A 21,353-nucleotide genomic window follows, 5' to 3' on the forward strand; every position below is an offset into this window, starting at 1 on the left:
GAATAACGTCTTTTTTTGCTTTATGGGTAGTGTAAAACCTTAGCTTGATAGCGATGGGTAGCGTCAGGAAAATACGGTTATCCTGACGCTACCCCGTATACAAGTTAAGTTACAAACAACTAATTTGAACTTAATGCATTATTGACAGTTGCGCTGTCCACGATTTGAATAAATTTTTTAACCTTATCATTCTCATCAAATTCATATAGATGGCAAAAGTCTGCTATAAATGATTTTCCTGTTGCTTTATACGTCCCACTATATTTTCCGTAGACGATAACAGTGTGATTATTAAACGCATAGATTTCATCTTTTGCAGAATAGCCATCCCATTCGGTTCCAAGGCGTTCATGTACGTTTTTCACTACTTCATCTGGACCTACATAAGTACCCGCATAAGGAAATCCAGCAGCTTCTGTCCAAGATACATTATCACTTAAATACATTTTGAAGGCATCCAATTTTCCTTCACCGGTTAATACATACGTTTCATGTAATAATTTTTGGTATATATTCATAACATTACCCCCAAGAAATTTCTTTCGTTACAACTTTTGCACTTAATTCTAATACGCCTTTATTTGCATAGCCTGGATATGCTGCTTCAAGCTTTGCAACAAAATCCGTAGAAGTTTTACTTTCTTCGGAAGCTTTAATTGCAGTTTTTAGATAATTGATAGTTGCAATAAGTGCTTGATTATCTAAGGATTTTTCAATTGAACCATGGCTTGGTACGATTATGTTAGCATTTAACCCTTGTAACACTTTCAAGTTCTCAATCCAAGCTTCCATTGCTTCTTTTGAGCTAGTATCTGCTATGAAAACATGTATTTCGTTGAAAATATCAATGCCACCAATCAATAATTTCAATTCTCTGTTAAATAAGCTAGTTCTGTAATTATCTAAACCTACAAGTTCAAATGTTAAACCTTGAAAGTCAATGGTTTTTTCTGTAAATACTTGAGGCAATACAACATTACTTGGTGCGTTCTCTCCAAGTGCATCTTTCCAGACTTTTAATTTACCTAAGACAGAATGAACAATATGTTCAACAGTGGATTCTGTGGCATACGCAATGGCTTCTGGAAACGCTGCTTTAATACTTTCTAACCCAAAGTAGTAGTCCGGATCTCCATGAATAATAAAAATTTCATCTAAATATAAGTTATTTTTATTTAGGTAATCAACAATTTCTTTCGAATCGGATTGAGTAAATTTCGTATTTATTAAGAATGCATGTCCTGCTTTTTCAACTAAGGTTGCAGTCACCATAAAACTATTTTCTTCAGAACTAAATATCGTCAATTTCACATCATTTTGATTCATTTCGATTGTTTTAAACATAGAATTTTATCTCCTTTTTGGTGAAATTATTTAATAATATAACAATCTTTAAAACGTGCTTCAATTTTATCCGACGTCATTACTCCGCCACCAATAGGGATTAATTGGTTATCCTTGTGTAGAAGTAAAGAGGGATAGCTATTTATACCAAGTTGTTGAACCGTGTTGAAATCATTTTGAACATCTATTATAGTTTCTTGAGATTTTAGTCGCTCTAGTACTTGTTCAGGATCCAAATGATGATCAATAGCTATCTTACGATATGTTTCAGGGTCACTCAGACTTTTTCCATTATAATAAAACGCTTTTTGCATGGCAGAAGTAAATTCTAACAAACGGTTCGGTGCTAATGAACGTAAAGCTGAAAAGCCAATTGCAGCATCTTTTGAATTCATTGTAAAAGTACCTTCTGACAACAAAGCCTGATATGAAGGACCAAATTCTGCACCAGTAAGTTTATTAATTCTTTTATTACCTTCTGATATATATGAGAATTTTTTTATTGGCAGATTATCTAAAAATAATCCTCCGGATAAAACAGTTAACGGAATTTCAGGGTGATTTTTGTAAAAACCTCTAATACTTTCTGAAAATCCATAGCACCATCCACAATATGCATCCCATACATATATAAGGGTGTCTTGTTTTGTCTCCATTAAAAACGCCTACCTTTATTTTTTTATTATTAACCAATCTCGCTGTTACTTAGAAATTCTCAGCTAACTTTTTAGAGCGTAGAATTGCATCTTCTTTAATCTATTGTGCTTTTTCAGGCGCCCTATTATGCCCTTCAACATCGATTGCTTCAAAAGAAGGGACGCAAAAAAAAATCATCATTACCAAAAGATGGCGATGCTCCATTTCTAGTTCTTCAGCTGGACCTTCAGAGTAGAAAGCACCATGTACTTGAATATGCAGTGCTTTTTTATCTGTAACAGGTACTGTTACTACAAGCTGTAACTATTGTAGTTACAACTAGAATGAAAGTCAATTCTTATTGACGAAAAAATTAACTTCCTATTATTGGGCTCAATCTAAAAATTAGTGGTTGATATGTTCAACTCAATAAACGGTGTCGATTGCATTCAATTAAAATGCCCGTCATATAACAACCACGATTGCGTGTGAAGTAGTGCCGGCGTTGGTAAGCTTTGATACGATTATGTCGTCCTTCTACGGTTGCACTCGTCCAACGGCAATGATGGTAGTTCACGATCTCATCCTGCCAATTACGCATGGTTTTCAAGGTGCTTCGCACGGCGCTTTCATACACAAAGGGCAGTAACGCAAAGCGTCTGCCCTTCATTTTGCTAACATTTTTGTTAACATGGCTACATATACAAATTTCTGAACGCAGAAAGTACAGAACACAAAAAAAGTGCCGTCAACCCGCGTGGTTAAAGGATTTGTGTTCGTGCTTTCCGTGGTGTAGAAAAGGGGCTATAAAGGTTGTTTCAGGACTTAAAATCCTGCGGTACGTGAGTACCGTACGGGTTCGACCCCCGTCCTCGGCATCACAGTGAAAACCTTGAAAAATCAAGGTTTTTTTGTTTTATTAATTTTAAAGCTTCCTCCAAAAGCTAAAGGTCCTTTGTACTTAGGAATCACATCCGAGTACACAGAACTCAGGTTGATAATACTCTTATTCAGTGCTTGTCAATTCACAAGTTCTGGAGAGGAGTTTTTTTATATGGAATATTTCATGAACCCCCGTATATCAAACGGTACGTACAGTGGTATGAGAGATCGGAGTTCATTGATTATTGTCGAATAACATCTTAATTTGTTGTATTATTGATTAAGCTATTTTCAAGATTCAAGGAGGTTATAGTTTGCTTACACTGAGAAGAGCCGAGCCGCGTCAAAGTAAAAAGCTCAGTCTCACATCGCTGCTTACGGGCTTGGTTACGCTGGTGGTTCTACTAACCTCAAGCATTCTTCTGATCGGTTCATATGAGTCCAAAAAACAATCATTGATGGAGACTACGCTCCATTTGAATTACTACAACGCTGACCGAATGACCAAGACAATGGACTCCTTATTTCAGTCCATGCGCAGCAGTTTGGAATACAGCGCTGCCACACTCTCCGATGACGATGGCTCAACGCCGAAGCAAGTAGATGATAATTTAGAACTGATGCGCAATAGTAGCAATTACTTCAATTCTATCGCTGTAGTCGATGCCGACGGGCTGGTCCGCAACGTAGTACCGACTAGTTTGGGGACAACAGGCGACCATATTACTTCTAAGGCCAGTTTGGAAGCTCTGGCATTCAAAAAACCTTACATATCCTCCCCCTACATGACCCCAACCACCAAGAGACTAATCGTTTTTATGAGTCAGCCGATTTTCAGCAACAATGGCATATATCGCGGTATTTTGAGCGGCACGTTTTATCTGCAAGAGAACAATATTTTGTCTATGATTTTTGGCGACAACAACGTGGACGATTCTGGCTCTTATTATTATATTGTGGATTCAAGCGGGCATCTGTTGTACCACCCAGATAAGCAGCTCATTGGGGAGGATGTCAGCAGTAACAAGGTTGTACAGAAACTTATGAAAGGGGAAAGCGGGGAACAGCAAGTGCGCAACACCCGTAACGTTGAAATGCTTGCCGGATACTCCAGCGTACCGGCCAATGGCTGGGGAATCGTGGTCGTTTCGCCGATTAGTGTCATTCATCATCAACTGATGGGCCACCTTCGGACAATTCTCGGGTATTCGTTGTTTCCGTTCATTATACTCCTAATGGGCGTCATTCTCGTAGCGTGCAAGTTGGCCCGGCCTTTTGTCTCCCTGGCGAATCTGGTGAGCAGGATGGGCAAGGAGAAGATTGTATTGCCGGAAGCGAAGCCGCAATGGAGCCGAGAGGCAGATCTGCTGACCAAGGCTGTGTTGCTTGCCGCGACGGATATTCAGAAGCAGACGGATCAACTGACCCAAGAGGCTACGACGGATGCACTGACCGGTTTAATGAACCGGAGATCGTTAGAGTATACGATGGACCAGTGGATTGCTTCAGGGCAACCGTTTTCGCTCATTGTGCTGGATGTAGACAAATTTAAACTCGTGAACGATACCTACGGCCATCTCATCGGCGACGAAGTGCTGAAACATGTAGCCAAAGTTATAGTTAACTCGTTTCGCCCAGACGATGTTTGCCACCGTTACGGCGGCGAAGAGTTCATCATCTTGCTGCCCCATACTAGACCCGAGGAAGCTTTCACCGTAGCTGAAAGAGTCCGGCGGACACTGGAACAAAGCAGGGGTCCGATCCCGACACAGATTACGATCTCCCAGGGAATCGCCCATTATCCTGTTCATGCATTGGAGCGGGAGGGGCTGCTGGAGAAGGCCGATCAAGCGTTATACTTGGCCAAGAGCAGGGGAAGAAATCAGACGATGGTCGCAGATGGTTGAAACCATTGCTCGGCATCACAGTGAAAACCTTGAGAGATCAAGGTTTTTTTGTTTTAAGTTCCCAATTAAAGAGTGGTGCACACTGTACACATGCCGGTTCCTAAGGATGGAGACTACAGTCATTTATCAGAGGGGGCAGGATATTGTCCACTAATGGACTCCGGAAGTGATTCTCGTCAAACAACTGATTCAGATGAAATCTACGATGATTGTATTGCAAAACTGAACGAAGTCGGCACAGAGAAAATGGATTGGGAATCTATTGACTGGTTAAAGTGTTCAGCTTATTTTGTATATCAGCAAGGGGATTTCTCATCTGCCTGTTTTTATTTTGCAGGCCTGATCTCATCTTGCAAAGTTATAGTACTTCCAAGGGTAATGGCTTCATCGACCGCGAATGACAGTCTGATATCTATTAAGGCATCCGCTAATGAGTATGCTGAAATTCCCGTGTGCAGGAAGCTGGACATATTCAATAAGGCTTGTCCTATCCCAATCTCTTCATCAGAAAGGGGAGAGGGATGAAACGGGTTCTGAAATAGACTAAGCTGTCCTGCACGCAATTCATGCAAGGAGAGACTTTCCAGACTGCCTTCCTGTCCGCCTTGAATCCGACTAATGTTCATATACTCGGTCTCTTCGGTTCCCAGGCGACGGATAATCTCATTATCGCGAATTTCTCCATGTGATCCGCGGATGAGTACCCGGTTGGTACGGAGGGGCGAGAAATATTGGGAGCGAGTGAAGTCAAGCACAGCGCTTTTGCCGGAGGGAAACACCATAATTGCGATATCCTGCTGCTCTGTCTTCAGGTCATCTTCGGCCTCCCTCCCCCTATAAGAGAAGTCCATGATTGGAACCTCTAGCCGGCGAGCTGTGATTTCACATGCTGTGCCAGTGATCGAGAGCCATTTACGGATCAGGCTGATTCCATGATAACCATGCGCAACAGAGACTTGAACATGACCTACCTCGCCCAAATGTCCGGCTTGAATATAGGCGGTTCTTGCCTGATGGTGAGGCAACAGCGGATATTGCTCGGCTATTTGAATCAGAGGGAAATCAATGGCGCTGGATCGAAGCAGTTCATATTCAGCCGGCCTAGAGGCGGTGGGTGTTTCGGCCAACACAGGTACTTGCAGCGCTGCAAGCTCCAACAGCAGTGAGGCGGCAGCGGTCTTGGACACTGCCAGGACCACAAAATCGCTCTCGGCCGCAAGGCGTTCTATCGAGCTGTACACGGTCAGGTTCCATTTGTCGATCAGTTGCTGGTATTTGGCAGGGTTGCGGATCAATACACCGGTTACCTGAAATTGCTGCGGAAGCAGGTGAGCCAACTTACGATACATTTCCGCCCGCCAGCCGCTTCCGATTATTCCAAAACGAATAGGTCTGTTCATCTTTAAAGTACACCTCTAATGGTTGATTAGTATGTAAATACCTTCGTAGCACAGGCATCAGTTGTCTCTTATTATTGTATATAAAAAATGATAGAGTACATAGGATTATGTATAATGTGAAACTATTACTTTTTACTGTTTTTAGCTAAGCTATCTTTTGCATTTACATACAAAGGAGCGATTATCCAATAACCGGATGATCGCTCCTTTGTATAATCCACTTATAAAATTTCAATCAATGACCCATTCCGTGATTGTTAACGGTGTAAATTGTGGAACCAGTGGAACCTGAATCGACAGCGGAAGCACTTGCAGAGGCGATCATTAAGCTGGAACTAATCAAGACTACGACTGTGAGCAAGAACATTTTCTTTTTCATTAGTTAACTCCCTCTCTATTATAGTTTTCATTATGTTGTGATGCACTTGGAGCTGGGATTGATTAGCATAGACTCTAAGGATCTCAAATAATGCCGCTGCTTTCTTAATGCCTGTATCATCTTTCAGCGTAATACTTAATAGTAAGGTTTCCAGAATTGTGTTTATCGCATCGCACATATTCTCCTGTTTGTAGTGGTACATCGCCAGCAAGAATTTGTAATCCACAAAATATCTTATACTCTCTTGAGTTCCTCGTGCTCCTATGTCGTTAGCGTTTATTTCGAATTCTCTCAGAATCCAATCTACGGAATAGTTATATTTTATCGAGGATTCCAAGATGGTAATTAGTCCCGGTAGTAACTCTTCCTCAGCACTGTTTCTAATAAATTCAACATACTCCTTTAGGACCCCTGTCTTGCCTTCCAAAAGGTCGAGCACGTAGGTATTGGCCTTTGCAATATTACAGTAGTATTTGACTTCATTAATGCCTGCTTCATCTATTCCTTTGATCCAGCTTAATTCAGCATATTTTTGAATACACATTCTAGCTTCAGGGTATTTACCGAGCTTTTGCAGTGCGATTCCCTTTGAACATAAGCTAAATCCGAAATAATAGGGAATACTCCGCTTCAGGTTTTGTTCTTTCATTGTGTCACTGCTTGTCTCATATATGAGTGCAATCTGGATGATCAATCTATCTGCAATTTCAATCATCGCATCCCAATTTTCCAATGAAAAAGATGCTTTAAGCATACAAGTTAAGGAATCAGCATTTAATCCATCCAAGTCCAACTTCAATGCGATCTTCCTTTCTTCAGCATATCATTCATCGGATATTGCTATGTCGTTTGTATCTCTAGATTATTCTTTATTTTACCAATATAGTAAGTGATTTTCATCACTGGAACAAGGAAACAAGAGTTTATTTTATGATTGTCCAAATATAACTAGGGGACAGTGTTTTTACTAAGTTCTTCGAATCGAAGGAATTATGTCTGTTAAGCTGTTTATTTGCCCCTCTATTTTGGGGTTATTTGTACGTAAAATACCGAAATGTACCTATCTTGGAAAACCATATTCAATTATGATCTTCCCGAAAGAAAGCGCTATCAAAGTAATTTTGACCACATTTCATGAGGGGGTAAGGATGATTTGAAGCGAATGGGAAAAAGATTGGGTATGAGTCTCCTAGTATTCATTATTGCAGCAGCACAGTTCGGTTTTACAGGAACGACAGGCAATGTTGCGCTAGCGGCGGAAAAGAGTATGGCTCAAAAGCCGTATATGGGCTGGAGCAGTTACAGTATGCAAGTGTATGATGGGGCAGGAAACTGGACATCGGCGGAGAGCGTTAAGAAGCAGTCGGACGCGATGCATGAGAAGCTGCAAGCCCATGGATATGAATACATTAATATTGATGCGGGCTGGAATGGCGATATGGATGAATATGGGAGACCTATTCCTAGTGAAGTCCTTTATCCGAACGGATTTCAGGAGGTCATTGACTATGTTCATAATAATGGACAAAAGATTGGGATCTATCTGATCCCGGGGGTATCTATCGATGCATATAACCGAAATCTTGAGGTGTATGGGACAGGCGGCGAATGTCGTATTCAGGATATTACGGCCAAGCCGCTTACCATTATGGATTATTGGAATTCCTACACCTATAAAATTGATTTCACGAATCCCTGTGCCCAGAAGTATGTGGATTCCATTGCAGATATGCTTGGTGAGTGGGGGATCGATTTCGTCAAATTCGACAGCGTAACCCCTGGGTCGGGGATTGACAACTTGAGCCGGGATGCACGCGGCGATGTAGAAGCATGGTCCAAGGCTTTGGATAGAAATAACATCTGGTTTGAGCTATCCTGGGCGCTCGACCACAATTACGTAGAATTCTGGAAAAAATATGCTAACGGTTGGCGAATTGATTGGGATGTTGAATCTTATGACGGCAGTGGGTTGACAGCATGGCCGAGTATTTCACGATTATTCCCCAAAGCAGCACTTTGGTGGCGGGATGCAGGCCCTGGCGGTTGGAACGACTTCGATTCTCTGAACGTTGGTAACGGCTCCATGGATGGTCTGACCAAGGATGAGCGGAAGACTGCGATGACGTTTTGGTCCATTTCTTCCGTGCCGCTCTATACAGGGAATGACATGACACGGCTGGATAGTTATGGACTAGAACTGCTTACCAATGATGAGGTAATTGCCGTAAATCAGGCCGGACGTCCTGGTCATCCGGTATCGACGGATACCCAGCAGCAGGTCTGGTACGCCAATAATGGAGATGGGACTTACAGCGTTGCTTTGTTCAATCTGGGTAGTCGGGGTGCGGAGGTTAAAGTCAAATGGAGTGATCTTGGCCTTGATGGTCCGGCTTCAGTGCGCGACCTATGGAGCCATTCCGAGCTGGGAACCTTTGAGAAGGAATTCAGCGGTGGCATCCTTGAACCCCATGCCTCTCGCATGCTTAAAGTAACCGCGCTAAGCGGTACATCAGCTGTCAATAACGATGATACAGGGATGCGCTACAGCGGAGATTGGAAGCGAAATGGAGGCAAGGAGCTGTTAGAGGGGAAGCAGGATCTGAGCATTACAATCAAGGATTCCAGTGCTGCTACGAACACTCCTCAAGAGGATGCTCTTAACTCTGGGGCTGACCCTACTGCGGATTCAGCTTCGGCAAGCAATACCACCGTTACGGATGTGGTTTACATTAATGATAATGACAGCGGCATTAAATACAACGGCACATGGCAGGTAAGCTCAGCCCGAGAACATGGAGATTATAATGGCGATGTGCACTATACCGAGAAGGACGGTGATTCTTTTGAGTACACCTTTACGGGAACGGGCATTGAGCTGCTGACGGAAAAGCATGAATCGCAAGGAGAAATGATTGTTACATTAGACGATGGGGTTGCACAGACTGTAAATGCGTATACAAGTGGACCGAGAGAGGTACAACAATCTCTTTACAGTGTAGCAGGACTTTCTAACGGCCCTCACACGCTTAAGGTAAGCAAGGGATCGGGAAATTATATGCTGCTCGACGCGCTGAGAGTGACAACAGAAAGTCCGGCTGGGGGTCAGAACAGTTCTATCACTCCAACTTCCGCTGGGTTTGATAAAGCAACGGAACAACAGAAGGATGTCACAGTCTCGCTTAATCTGCATGGTAATACGCTGAGTGGTATTGAGAATAATGGAGTGGCACTCCGCGACGAAGATTATACGGTGACTAATGACAAATTGACCATTAAGAAGGAATATCTTGCACAGCAATCTGCTGGCATAACAAGTCTTAACATCAACTTTAATGCCGGTGATCCACAGACACTAGCGGTACACATTAGCGATTCTACAGGCATCCGTTATGTGATGGTTAATAACGACGATCCGGGAATCAAATATAACGGTACTTGGTCCCGCAGTAGTGGAAGAGGAATGGGCGACTACAATGACGATGTGCAGTATGCGGAGCAGAATGGTGATTCTTTTGAATATACCTTCAGAGGAACAGGGATTCAACTGTTCACTGAGGTAGACGAATCACAAGGGGATATGGATATCTATGTAGATGATCAATTCAAGGGCACGGTAAGCGCTTATCGAAACGGGCGATTGTCACAGCAGATTCTGTACAGTATCTCTGGGCTTACAGATGGACAGCACACACTCAAGGCTGTGAAAAAATCAGGCAGATTCATGCTGCTTGACATGCTCAAGGTAGAGATTCCGAATATGATTAATCCGATCGCAGCGAGCTTTGATAAATCGCCTTCTGCTCAGCAGGACATTGAGATTACACTTCTACAACAGCCGGAAAGCTTTATAGGCATTACGAATGGATCATATCATCTGGTTCCTGGGACCGATTATACGGTAGCTGGTGACCGTGTTACACTGAACAAATCTTATCTCGCATCACAACCAGTGGGAAAGCTGAACCTCAGCTTTACTATTGGTGGCGATTATCTTAATGATGTGCATTCAACGACAGTGGACGGCGATTCCTTTGAATATACCTTCAAGGGCACTGGAATCCGCTTGATCACACCTACGGGTCCAGATCAAGGTGAAGTAGATATTTATGTGGACGGACAATGGATTCAGACCGTGAATGCTTATAGTCAGAGTCGACTGACACAACAGGAGATTTACAGTATTTCTGGATTGGCAAGCGGCTTACACACACTTAAAGCTGTGAAGAAATCAGGTAATCTCATGCTGACAGATCAATTGAAATTCACAGTCCCAACCAGTGATGGCGGAACAACGAACCCTACAGAACCTCCAACACCAACGCCGACAGCAACACCTACACCGACTGATGCAGGGGGTCCGTCTATACCAGCTCAGCCTTCATCCACACCTACCCTGACTCCGACGCCAACGCCAACTCCGGCATCTGGAACTGATGGGAAGGATGATGCCGAGACGATGCGACATTCGGCGTATATCAACGGATATCCGGGAGGCTTCTTTAAACCCGATGCTCCCATTACCCGTGCTGAGATGGCAACCATCCTAGCGAAGGTTGCTGAGAAAGATGCCACTGGATCAGGCGTAACATTCAGTGATGTTCCCTCCAGCTATTGGGGGGCAGATGCTATTGCCAAAGTAGCTAAGATGGGACTAATGAACGGTTATATTGATGGTACTTTTAAGCCTAATCAACCATTGACGCGTGCAGAAATGGCTAGTTTAACAGCCATGCTGAGCCCGAATTCTACAACATCGGGCCGCGGCTTCTCTGACATCATCGGTCACTGGGCACAGGCAGCGATAAAGAAAGCCCAAGATATAGGCATAATGAATGGCTACAGTGACGGAACTTTCCGCCCGAATTCCAAGCTTGCTCGTGCGGAAGCCGTTACAGCTATCAATAGAGTTTTGGGCAGGGGCCCGCTTATGTGTGTCACACAGTCAGGGTGGAACGATGTTCCAGTCTCCCACTGGGCATTCGGTGATATTGAGGAGGCTTCGACCGACCATATCTCGAAGCCTAGTACACAAGGCGGAGAACAGTGGACAGAATAAGTTGAGCGATGAATGAACGGAGGGGCCTTCTTTGGCCCCTTTTTTCTGAATGATATGAGATGAGAAAAAGAAGGGGAGATGAGCATGAATATTCTGATTACCGGAGCAAGTGGATTTATCGGAACGGCTCTAGCCAAGTATTTGGCAGATAAACATACAGTAATTTGTCTGTCACGCCAAGCTCCGGAAGGGGCTTTTGCGTATGTTCAGGGTTCTTTTGATTCGGCGGAGGATTTGAGCAGGCTGGACTCGTATGATATTCAGGCGGTGATTCATCTTGCCGCAGTTACTGGCGGCTCTACTGAGGAGGAAAGCCTTGCTGTTAATGTGCTGGGAACAAGGAGATTGTACCGATATCTGCTTGACCACGGTTGCCAAAAGTTCATCACAGCGAGCTCCATTGCCGTGGTGGGTGGACTCACTGAGGATTTTATTCCGCTTGAGCTGCCTATCCCAGATGATCATCCCTGTATGGCAGCGGATGCCTATGGGCTAAGCAAGGGGATGGTCGAGGAGCTGACCCGGTATTTTCATCGCAATCATAAAGATACCGACTTTATCAATCTTCGCTTTGGAGCTGTAGCCTCCCCAGGCTGGATTCCTCCTGTCTTGAAAACTGGATCCAAGCCAACGCTCCCGTTCATCATACTGGGGCATGTCCATGCTGAGGATGTGGTGGAGGGAATTACTGCGGCACTGAAATCTCCACTAAAGCCGGGGGTAAGAACCCTCAATCTGGTTGGGCCGGATGCTAGCAGCAATTTGCCAGTGGCTGAGCTCCTTACCCCCTTGGTGGGGAATGATTATAATTTGGATTATTATCATTTTTGGGGTCAAGAATATAAGCCTTTGTATGCTATGGATCGTTTTAAGGAGGAATTCGGTTTTGTGCCTTCACGTTCTACCCGCCATACGATGGGTACAACTTAGAAGGGTTAACATTGGAAAGATAAAAAAATTCGGATGGTGAATAAAAAGCAGTGATAACGGCGTATATCGCTGCTTTTTATCCAATTCTAAAAGTTTTAACATCTGAAAAATTGGGTTTGCACACTTGACTATTAAGTAAAATGTTTTAATCTATGGTAATGATAGCGCTATCGAAATGATATTAGGGGAGGGGTCACTACGCTTAAATATTCCAATATCTTTCGTAAATTCTTAATCTCCTATGTAGTCATTTTGGTCATTCCCAGCATTGGCGGATATATGTCCTATCTGACTTCGATTTCTGTGACAGAGTCTATCTCTATTGAGAACGGGGTCACCCAGCTCCAGAAAAGTCAGGAAATATTGGAGCGCCGCATGGCGGAAGTAGAAGGGTTTACCAGGCAATTGGCAGTCAATCAGGAGCTAAACGTTCTGATGAATGAAAGAGACAATGAGACGAACGTGTATGGCATTTGGAGAACGATGCGGAATGTCCTGACTTTCGGTCAGACGAATGATTTTTTGCAAAACTATTATATTTACCTCGCCAATTATAATCTTATTCTAACCCCAGGTTCTTCTTACCGTCCGGAACATTACTACTCTAATTTCAACTATAAGGATCTTTCGCTACAGGATTGGACCAAAGAAGTGCTTGAGAAAACCCATCGCAGTGAAATCAAGCCACTCAGTGACTATGTTAGCAGGGGCATGCAAACCTCCGTTATTACCTATATGCAGTCACTCCCTCTGGATAGTTTCAACGATTCCTCACCAGCTGTCGCGGTAGTGATCATAGACGAGAAAATCATTTCTAGTCTGTTATCTGGTTTAACTGAGCGATACGGAGGCTGGGTTCATATCAGCGATGCTGAAGGAAATACGATTGTCCTGCAGGGAAGTGATGAGCAGAAAATGGCCCATATGACCGTTGATTCGGATTTTGATAAAAACAAGGTTAGTCAGTTCTATGAAGACGATCTAGTGATCACGACTCGTTCTGATTCGAACGGCTGGGTATATCAGACAGGGATTCCCCGGCCTATTTTGATGGAGAATGCTAACAAGATCAAGCTAATGTCGATACAAATTACGGGAGGAACATTACTCATCGGCTTGATAGTCGGACTAATACTAGCTTACCGTAACAGCGCTCCAATCAACCATATGCTTAGCGTCATGAAGGAGCAATTTGGCAAGGAAGAGGCCTCCGCCAAGAATGAGTTTGACTTTTTAAGCGGAAATATTGCCAATATGATCACCAAGAATAAGTTGCTGGAAACCGAACTTAATCGTCAGCTTCCGTTGGTCAGGGATGCATTTCTGAAGCGGTTATTAGCAGGTGAATTCAAAACGCATGATGAGATTCTCACTGCCGCTGAGCAGGTGGGGATTAACTTGAAACAGAACACTGGATATGTTGGAATTGTTCAGATTAACGGCTATGCCGGTATGGACAGCGTTGAAATTCTCAATGAGCTGAATGCTTCCCGTTTGCTGCTGAAGCAGTCCCTATCGGATCTCGGAGTGGATGTACTAATGACGGATATGGGCTCCGACAAAGTGGTAACTCTGTTTTTCTCCAAGGAAGAAGAGACCGACAAAGCGTATGAGGCAGAAAATATCACTAACATTCTGGAGAATTTGGCGCAGTACGTTTTTAATGAGTACCGTATTACTACTCAGGCGGGCTTCGGTGATCTTTTCACAGAAATAACGGAGGTTAGCCTTTCCTTTGACCAAGCCAAACAAGCTCTGGAATATGCCGTCTACATGAATAAAAAAGGAATTGTATGGAGTAGCGAAGCCCAAAATGAGAATACGACCTACTATTATCCACTGGATACAGAGCAACGTCTGATCAGTACCATTCGGGCTGGAGAGCTAGAAGAGGCTAAACGGATTGTCCGTGCAATTGTTGCCCAGAACATGGAACAGCGTGAATTATCCATGGAAATGAAGCAACAGCTTGTTGGTGAAATAAAAGGGACGTTTCTTAAGCTTCTGGATCAAAAGGCTTTTACAGAATACCCGGACATCGAGAGTGTGAAGCGGAGGGTCATAGACATTGGTTCATCGGAACGACTCGAAATGATTCAGACCGAATTTTTTGTCATTATGGAAGAACTGTGCGGACTTATTGCAAATAAAAAGAAGGATGTTCATATTCAGATTATTAAGCAGATCAAGGAATATACCGTAGAGAATTATTCGGATACAGAGCTGAGTCTGTACCGGGTAGCTGAACAGGTGGAACGGCCTGAAAAATACATTTCTCAATTGTTTAAAGAGGTTACCGGTGTCAATTTCTCCGATCATCTGATAAAAGTGAGAATGGATCAGGCTGTGATTTTGCTCAAAGATAGTCGGTATACGGTCGATGAGATTGCCATGCGGGTGGGCTATAACAGTTCACATTCTTTCAGACGGGCCTTCAAGCGGTTAATCGGCGTTTCACCGAGCGCTTATAGACAGTCTATTGATGAATAAATAGTTGTTTGGTGAAAATTAAGTATTAGACTGATCCATTAAAAGAAGCAGCGGCGGACCAAGACTTGATAAATAAAGTCTTAGACTGCCGCTGTTGTCGTTCAACTAACGTTTCCCGTTAGCTTTGAGGATCGCCGACGGTCTATGCATCACCAATCTCTGATCTCCGATATACGTGTCTACTTTACTTTATTTAATAAGCTTGTCACCATTCTGCTCAATGTCCCTTGATCGACGAAAGGAGCAAGACTTGCCAGCAGATCTGGGCTAAGATGTTCAGCTTCGACTCCACCAATCAACTTCTCGAGATTTTCCTTGTCCAGAAAAGGTGCGAGGCTTATGATCTGGTCCGCATCGATAGTACCGTCTGCAACCCGGTCTACCAAGCGGCTTAATGTTTCTCTGCTAATAAAGGGTGCCAGCCCTTGAACGGAATGCCAGCTCAAGCTGCTCTCTTCTGCTTGTTGTACCAAGCGATCTACATGTTCTCTTTCCAGAAATGGGGCAATCCCAACAAGATTGTGCACTTCTAAGGAACCGTCAATCGATTTATCTACCAGTCGACTTAATGTGTCGCTGCTGACGAACGGAGCGAGTCCAGTAATGGTATTCCACACAATTTCGCCTTCTTCTGCCTGACGAACCAGTTCATCCAATGTACCTGTTCCAAGGAACGGAGCCAGCTTCATGATCACGTCTAACTTAAGGACGCTGCTGTCTAATCGTTCTGTAACCTTATGCAGAGCGCTTGCTTTTACAAACGGCGCTACTTCTACAAGCTCCTCCAGCTCCGCCTCTCCGGTATTGACCATCTCTGCAACTTGTTCCGGCCTGTTCTCTGCGATCTCCTCAACGATCGTTCCTAGGTGCGGGTGCTCTCGAATTTCTGTATTGTCTCCTGCATTTAAAATGTCGTCTACCGTTTTGCCGAATAATCTCGCAAACTTCGGAAGCGTTCCGATATCCGGTAGCGAGTCGCCCCGTTCCCATTTCGATACCGCTTGATGACTTACATTCAGTTGATCGGCAAGTTCCAATTGGGTCAAATCCTGGTCTTTGCGAAGCTTCGAAATATAAGCTCCAATTTTACGCAAGTCGAGCATTGTATACCTCCAATAAAACAAAATGTACAGTGCGCACTGTCAAAAACAGCATAGCATTTCTGCAAACGCAATCCTATCAAGCGTTGGTTGAATTGTCTCTGCGCTTTATTCAACTGCCGGTAGAATTGTCCAGATTGAAAATCTCCAGAGAGAGGCCTGATTCCGGAAAAATGGCCGTTCTACAGCTATTTTGTTCTCCCTGAATAGGGTTATTTGTACGCTGAAATGCCCAAGTGTACCTTTTCTTTGGGGATAAAAGTCAATTATGATCAACTCGTAGAAAGCGCTATCATAAACTACTGGCGGTTGCTTAGGGGGGATTGTTCTGGAGAAAGAAATAGTATTACATCACAAGTCGTTACCGAAGCGTAAGGGCTCTGTATTTTTACAAAATGCTCGTAGAAGTATGAAAAAGCACTGGCAGCTACATTTGCTCGTGATTCCACCTCTGTTATTTTTCCTCATTTTTAAGTATTATCCAATGCTGAACGCGGTTCTAGCCTTCAAGGACTACAACGTGATTAAAGGAATATGGGGAAGTCCATGGGTTGGATTTCATAATTTTCGATTATTTTTTGATAATCCGCAGTTTTGGACGCTGCTTAAGAACACCATCATGCTTAGTGGTTACCTGCTGCTGGCGGGATTCCCGATTCCTATTATCCTTGCCCTCATGATTAATGAATTGCGCGGGGGAAGGTTCAAAAAGTTCGTTCAACTGGTCTCTTTTGCACCTTATTTCATCTCGACGGTGGTCATGGTGTCCATTATCATGCTATTTATGGCACCTCGTCTTGGATTTGCGAACATCGCTCTCAATTTCTTCGGCCTAGATTCGATCAATTTCCTTGGAGAACCGGGAATGTTTCGTTCGATTTATGTCTGGTCCGATATTTGGCAGACCGCGGGCTACAGTGCCGTTATTTATTTAGCAGCGCTAGCCGGTATAGATCCAACGCTTTATGAGGCGGCCAAAGTTGACGGAGCTTCACGTTTTCAAAAAATTCGTTATATAGATCTGCCAGGTATTGTGCCTACCATCGTCATCATCCTGATTTTGAATGTCGGGAATGTCATGGCTATTGGCTTTGAAAAGGTCTATCTGCTGCAGAACCCGCTCAATCTGGCGAACTCCGAGATCATTGCCACTTATGTTTACCGGGTCGGTTTGCTGAATGCCAATTATAGCTTTGCCACTGCGGTTGGTCTATTCAACTCGGTAATCAACCTTATTTTGTTGCTTACGGTGAATGGCTTGGCTAAACGTATCACTAACAACAGCATCTGGTAGGAAAGGAGCAGCCACATGGCAGCAGTTCAACAAAAAATTAAAGAATCAACCGGTGACAAGCTATTTCTGACCACTATTTATATCCTACTCAGCCTCGTGGTCATCGCGGTAATTTATCCGTTAATTTTTATCATCAGCAGCTCGATTAGCAGCCCGGCTGCTGTAACCTCCGGCCGAGTCTGGCTCTGGCCTGTAGATATTTCCTTCAAAGGTTTCAAGGTTCTGTTAAACACTCCGGAGATCCTTACAGGCTACGGAAATTCTATTTTTTATACAGCCGCAGGAACTTTCATCAGTGTTGTGCTGACAATCATGATCGCGTACCCTTTATCTCGCAGAGGTTTTTTCGGACGCAACACTCTGATGATGATCATCACCTTTACTATGATTTTCAGCGGAGGGTTAATCCCGACCTACATGGTTGTGAAGGAACTACATTTGATTGATACCCGCTGGGCTTTGCTGATTCCGAATGCGATTTGGGTATGGCAGGTCATTATTGCCCGGTCATTCTTTCAATCCTCCATTCCGGAGGAGCTGCTGGAAGCCAGCGAAATCGACGGTTGCAGTGATATGCGGTTTGTCTGGAGCGTTGTCATTCCATTATCGAAGCCCATTATCGCGGTGTTAGTCCTTATGTATGCGGTAGGACAGTGGAATGCATACTTTGACGCTTTGATTTATTTGAAATCAGCGAATTTGTTCCCGCTTCAGCTTGTCTTACGAAGCATCATCATCCAGAACAACAGTGCAGGTACAATGGATGCGATGAAAATGGTGGAGCGGCAGCAGCTTGCTGAGCTACTCAAATATGCACTTATAGTTATCGCTACTCTGCCTGTACTTGTTATCTATCCGTTTGTTCAGCGTTATTTTGTCCAAGGAATGCTGGTCGGTTCAGTTAAAGGCTAATTCACAGCTTTCAGAATCTGGAGAGGGGGAGAGGCACGCAGTAAAATGACAGAAAGATATCGTACCTGCCTAAATTATAAAAGGGAGTGATCGGATTTGAAGAAAAGTATGATGACCTTGTCATTGGTGCTGGTATTAATTCTTACGGTGGTGTTAAGCGGATGTGCTAATAAAAATACAGATAACACATCCTCCGCACCTGCTGACTCAGGTAACTCGGAATCAGCAAGCAAACCGGTGGAAATCAGCGTGTTCTCGGTTCAGGAATCCGGGATCGATGTTCCTACCAATAAATTTTCGAAATTTGTGGAAGACAAATTCAATATTAAATTCAAATGGGAAATCAACCCTTCAGACGGAGCCAAGGAAAAGCGCCAAATCTCACTTGCTAGTGGCGATTACCCTGATGCTTACCTGCTCACTCACTATATCGATCAGTTCTCACAGGCAGATCTTTTGAAGTATGGCAAACAGGGCGTACTGATTCCTCTGAACGATCTAATTGATAAATATGCTCCGAATATTAAAGCGGCTATGGAAAAGAACGATAATTTGAGAACGCTTAACACAGCGCCTGATGGTAATATCTACGGGCTTGTCGCTTACACAGAGTGCTTTCACTGCTCCTATCCGAGCAAAATGTGGCTCAATACCGAGTGGCTGAAGAAGCTGAATCTGGAAATGCCGAAGACAACCGAAGAATTCAAAAAAGTGCTGGAAGCTTTCAAAACACAAGATCCGAACGGGAATGGAAAAGCAGATGAAGTGCCGCTGAGTGGCTCCATTGAGGAGTTTGGTGTACGTATTGTGCCATTCCTCATGAATGCATTTGTATACGATGATGACCGCAATTATCTGAACATGATGGATGGAAAAGTTCAATCGGCGGCTGTCACACCGGAGTGGAAGGAAGGCCTGACCTATATCAAATCTCTGTTTGACGCAGGTTTGATTGATCCAGGGGCATTCACACAGAATGCGGAAGCCTTTAAGAAAATCGGTGAAAATGCCGATGCGGAAATTCTAGGCGCTGGTGCGGGCATGCACCCTGCGATTTTCGTCAATATTGATCCAGGCAATAGAAGCTCGGCACACTACAATCCTGTACCACCGATTAGCGGACCGGAAGGTATCTCCTATGCGACTCATGATGCAGGTGGCGTATCCCCAGGAGCGAAATTTGTCATCACCAACAAAGCTAGCGAGGAAGCACAGATCGCTTTAATTAAAATGGTAGACTACATGTTTACTTCTGAAGGACAGACCAATGGTGGAAGCGGTATGAAGGGCATTGATTGGACTGATCCAGAAGAAGGCGATGTAGCACTGGACAAAGATGTTAAACCAGTGATCAAGACCATTCCTATGGCGGAGGGCGAAGCGCCGCGCAATGCGGGCTGGAGCGGCATGGGTCACTTCTATATGCCAAAAGAGTACCGTGATACCTTCGTTCAAGCTACTGACATCTACGCTTCCAGCGGTTATGAACGCAGATTGTATGATGCGACTCTGCTGTATGAAGGACATGAGCCTAAAGAATTATTCCCGATCTGGTCGATTTGGATTGATCCAAGTGAAATCGATGAAGCGAGCTTACTGCAAACCAATATCAAGAATTATATTGAGCAGAATCAGCTTCAATTCATCACTGGCAACAAGGATCTTAATAAAGATTGGGATGCTTATATAAAAGGTCTGAAAGACTTGAAGTTAGATCGTTATCTCGAAATCTTGCAAAAGGCTTACGAAACTTCTAAAAAATAAAATATTGAAATCAGAATCAGGTGCTGTAAGATATACCCCAGCACCTGATTTCTTGATTTCAAGGAAAAATATACATTTTTATTTACGGAGGATCAGTCATGATAGAAGAGAAACATTGCAGTCATCAATTTGTGGTTCCAAGACGGGGACTACCGAATACAAGCGTAAGACTTGCGGGAAAGGAGCCGGTGACTGTCGCCTTTTTGGGTGGTTCCATTACAGAGGGGGCAGGTGCTTCCGACGCAGACACATTTAGCTGGAGAGCGTTGACTGGTAAGTATCTGCAGGAGCGATTTGCGATTCATGAATTCCGCTTCATCAATGCGGGAGTGGGTGGAACGAATTCCACGCTGGGTGCTCACCGATTACAGTCGCATGTCCTGGAATACGGCAAGATTGATCTTCTATTCGTTGAATTTAGCGTCAATGACGGCAACGACCGGGAAGAATCCATTAGAGGTCTGGAAGGAATTGTGCGCCAGTGCAGACGGTTGTCACCCGGCACTGACATTTGCTTCTTGTATACGGCAGCAGAGAAGAATCTGTCAGGGAGCAATCCCTTTAACATTGCCGTCCACGAAGAAGTAGCTGAGCATTACGATCTTCCATCTGTTAATTTTGCAGCTAGAGTTTATGCACAGACCCAGGCCGGACAAATGGAGTGGACTGAGCTGGCTCCGGATGGATATCACCCCAATGATGACGGACATGCGCTGTATGCTTCTTTTTTACAGGAATATTTGGATGCAGCTCTTGTTCCTGACAACACACATTCAAATACCGGAAGCGCGTTAAGTATTGCTCCTCTGGAGGAGCGAAATTATGAATACGGTAATTTACTGGATTTCAGAGGCGCTGATCATGCAGATGGGTTCGAGCTACGCGAGCTTACCCCTGATGATCCACTGATGAACTGGCGATTTGGAACGGAGCATTTATATACAGACAGCAAAGAGGCATCTTTTTCTTACACAGTAACCGGACAGAGTGTGGGTCTGCTGCTGCTCTACGGCCCGGACAGTGGGATATTCGAATATTCGCTCAATGGCGGTCCCTTTCATGCGGTTAACTTATTCGATGAATGGTGTCCGCTTGCGTTTCGGCCTATTATTGCTATGTTCGGAATCGAGGAACAACGTCAGGAATTGCAAGTAACCGTGCGAATTACAGGGGAAAAGGATGAACAGAGTAAAGGCACCAGTCTGCGCATTTTGCAGCTAATGTACAATTGATTATTCTAACCTAGAGGATTATACTGC

Annotated in this window: 14 protein-coding genes, 1 tRNA gene and 2 pseudogenes; 9 read left to right on the plus strand and 8 right to left on the minus strand. The window is 43.9% G+C overall.

Annotation, left to right across the window (positions count from 1 at the left end; genetic code table 11):
• Positions 1-119: 119 nt before the first annotated feature.
• From MKY52_RS16745 to MKY52_RS16765, 5 genes and pseudogenes are all read right to left on the minus strand, one after another.
• Positions 120-518 (minus strand): nuclear transport factor 2 family protein, encoded by a 399-nt coding sequence (locus MKY52_RS16745; RefSeq protein WP_076284730.1) that lies wholly within the window; start codon positions 516-518, stop codon positions 120-122.
• A 4-nt stretch (positions 519-522) separates the two neighbouring features.
• Entirely contained in the window at positions 523-1,344 is an 822-nt protein-coding gene (locus tag MKY52_RS16750) for a cytoplasmic protein (RefSeq protein ID WP_341052374.1), read from the minus strand.
• Positions 1,345-1,370: 26 nt separating this feature from the next.
• The gene (locus tag MKY52_RS16755; protein WP_076284728.1) at positions 1,371-2,000 is read right to left on the minus strand and encodes a DsbA family protein; all 630 of its coding nucleotides are present in this window, start codon (positions 1,998-2,000) and stop codon (positions 1,371-1,373) included.
• A 100-nt stretch (positions 2,001-2,100) separates the two neighbouring features.
• A pseudogene (locus tag MKY52_RS16760) lies at positions 2,101-2,280 on the minus strand (FMN-dependent NADH-azoreductase); the annotation flags it as partial.
• Positions 2,281-2,401: 121 nt separating this feature from the next.
• Positions 2,402-2,605, minus strand: a pseudogene (locus MKY52_RS16765) (transposase); the annotation flags it as partial.
• A gap of 160 nt (positions 2,606-2,765) precedes the next feature.
• Here MKY52_RS16765 and MKY52_RS16770 point away from each other — a divergent pair.
• Both MKY52_RS16770 and MKY52_RS16775 read left to right on the plus strand, forming a co-directional pair.
• Positions 2,766-2,858 (plus strand) — tRNA-OTHER (locus tag MKY52_RS16770).
• Positions 2,859-3,176: 318 nt separating this feature from the next.
• A complete protein-coding gene (locus tag MKY52_RS16775; RefSeq protein ID WP_341052376.1) occupies positions 3,177-4,769 on the plus strand; it encodes a sensor domain-containing diguanylate cyclase in 1,593 nt (530 codons plus the stop codon).
• Between the two features lie 326 nt (positions 4,770-5,095).
• On the opposite strand, the gene MKY52_RS16780 is transcribed toward MKY52_RS16775, so the two are convergent.
• Both MKY52_RS16780 and MKY52_RS16785 read right to left on the minus strand, forming a co-directional pair.
• Positions 5,096-6,169, minus strand: coding sequence for a Gfo/Idh/MocA family oxidoreductase (locus tag MKY52_RS16780; protein WP_341052377.1), 1,074 nt, complete (start codon positions 6,167-6,169; stop codon positions 5,096-5,098).
• Positions 6,170-6,504: 335 nt separating this feature from the next.
• Positions 6,505-7,341, minus strand: coding sequence for a DNA-binding protein (locus MKY52_RS16785; protein WP_341052379.1), 837 nt, complete (start codon positions 7,339-7,341; stop codon positions 6,505-6,507).
• A gap of 369 nt (positions 7,342-7,710) precedes the next feature.
• Here MKY52_RS16785 and MKY52_RS16790 point away from each other — a divergent pair, with 369 nt between their 5' ends.
• The 3 genes from MKY52_RS16790 to MKY52_RS16800 all read left to right on the plus strand — a co-directional run bounded on the left by MKY52_RS16790 (position 7,711) and on the right by MKY52_RS16800 (position 15,024).
• Positions 7,711-11,604, plus strand: a complete 3,894-nt coding sequence (locus MKY52_RS16790) for a X2-like carbohydrate binding domain-containing protein (RefSeq protein ID WP_341053443.1) — start codon at positions 7,711-7,713, stop codon at positions 11,602-11,604.
• An 84-nt stretch (positions 11,605-11,688) separates the two neighbouring features.
• The gene (locus MKY52_RS16795; RefSeq protein ID WP_341052380.1) at positions 11,689-12,534 is read left to right on the plus strand and encodes an NAD-dependent epimerase/dehydratase family protein; all 846 of its coding nucleotides are present in this window, start codon (positions 11,689-11,691) and stop codon (positions 12,532-12,534) included.
• 279 nt (positions 12,535-12,813) lie between these two features.
• A complete protein-coding gene (locus MKY52_RS16800; RefSeq protein ID WP_341052382.1) occupies positions 12,814-15,024 on the plus strand; it encodes a helix-turn-helix domain-containing protein in 2,211 nt (736 codons plus the stop codon).
• Between the two features lie 179 nt (positions 15,025-15,203).
• On the opposite strand, the gene MKY52_RS16805 is transcribed toward MKY52_RS16800, so the two are convergent.
• Complete coding sequence (locus MKY52_RS16805) at positions 15,204-16,127, minus strand: helix-turn-helix transcriptional regulator (RefSeq protein ID WP_341052383.1); 924 nt, start codon at positions 16,125-16,127, stop codon at positions 15,204-15,206.
• A 406-nt stretch (positions 16,128-16,533) separates the two neighbouring features.
• Between MKY52_RS16805 and MKY52_RS16810 the strand changes: the two genes are divergently transcribed.
• From MKY52_RS16810 to MKY52_RS16825, 4 genes are all read left to right on the plus strand, one after another.
• Positions 16,534-17,418: an ABC transporter permease gene (locus MKY52_RS16810; protein WP_341052384.1), complete on the plus strand. Its 885-nt coding sequence runs from the start codon at positions 16,534-16,536 to the stop codon at positions 17,416-17,418.
• Between the two features lie 15 nt (positions 17,419-17,433).
• Entirely contained in the window at positions 17,434-18,330 is an 897-nt protein-coding gene (locus MKY52_RS16815) for a carbohydrate ABC transporter permease (protein WP_341052386.1), read from the plus strand.
• A 108-nt stretch (positions 18,331-18,438) separates the two neighbouring features.
• Entirely contained in the window at positions 18,439-20,094 is a 1,656-nt protein-coding gene (locus tag MKY52_RS16820) for an extracellular solute-binding protein (RefSeq protein ID WP_042194338.1), read from the plus strand.
• 98 nt (positions 20,095-20,192) lie between these two features.
• Positions 20,193-21,326 (plus strand): SGNH/GDSL hydrolase family protein, encoded by a 1,134-nt coding sequence (locus tag MKY52_RS16825; RefSeq protein ID WP_341052387.1) that lies wholly within the window; start codon positions 20,193-20,195, stop codon positions 21,324-21,326.
• Positions 21,327-21,353: the final 27 nt, after the last annotated feature.

It is taken from the genome of Paenibacillus sp. FSL P4-0184 (assembly GCF_038004625.1).
Classification (GTDB): domain Bacteria; phylum Bacillota; class Bacilli; order Paenibacillales; family Paenibacillaceae; genus Paenibacillus_AQ.

What these genes read in the sequence shown, in the direction of transcription:
- MKY52_RS16745 (WP_076284730.1), bottom strand. Translation starts at nt 518, where the DNA reads ATGAATATATACCAAAAATTATTACATGAAACGTATGTATTAACCGGT.
- MKY52_RS16750 (WP_341052374.1), bottom strand. Translation starts at nt 1,344, where the DNA reads ATGTTTAAAACAATCGAAATGAATCAAAATGATGTGAAATTGACGATA.
- MKY52_RS16755 (WP_076284728.1), bottom strand. Translation starts at nt 2,000, where the DNA reads ATGGAGACAAAACAAGACACCCTTATATATGTATGGGATGCATATTGT.
- MKY52_RS16780 (WP_341052377.1), bottom strand. Translation starts at nt 6,169, where the DNA reads ATGAACAGACCTATTCGTTTTGGAATAATCGGAAGCGGCTGGCGGGCG.
- MKY52_RS16790 (WP_341053443.1), top strand. Translation starts at nt 7,711, where the DNA reads ATGGGAAAAAGATTGGGTATGAGTCTCCTAGTATTCATTATTGCAGCA.
- MKY52_RS16795 (WP_341052380.1), top strand. Translation starts at nt 11,689, where the DNA reads ATGAATATTCTGATTACCGGAGCAAGTGGATTTATCGGAACGGCTCTA.
- MKY52_RS16800 (WP_341052382.1), top strand. Translation starts at nt 12,814, where the DNA reads ATGTCCTATCTGACTTCGATTTCTGTGACAGAGTCTATCTCTATTGAG.
- MKY52_RS16805 (WP_341052383.1), bottom strand. Translation starts at nt 16,127, where the DNA reads ATGCTCGACTTGCGTAAAATTGGAGCTTATATTTCGAAGCTTCGCAAA.
- MKY52_RS16810 (WP_341052384.1), top strand. Translation starts at nt 16,534, where the DNA reads ATGAAAAAGCACTGGCAGCTACATTTGCTCGTGATTCCACCTCTGTTA.
- MKY52_RS16815 (WP_341052386.1), top strand. Translation starts at nt 17,434, where the DNA reads ATGGCAGCAGTTCAACAAAAAATTAAAGAATCAACCGGTGACAAGCTA.
- MKY52_RS16820 (WP_042194338.1), top strand. Translation starts at nt 18,439, where the DNA reads ATGATGACCTTGTCATTGGTGCTGGTATTAATTCTTACGGTGGTGTTA.
- MKY52_RS16825 (WP_341052387.1), top strand. Translation starts at nt 20,193, where the DNA reads ATGATAGAAGAGAAACATTGCAGTCATCAATTTGTGGTTCCAAGACGG.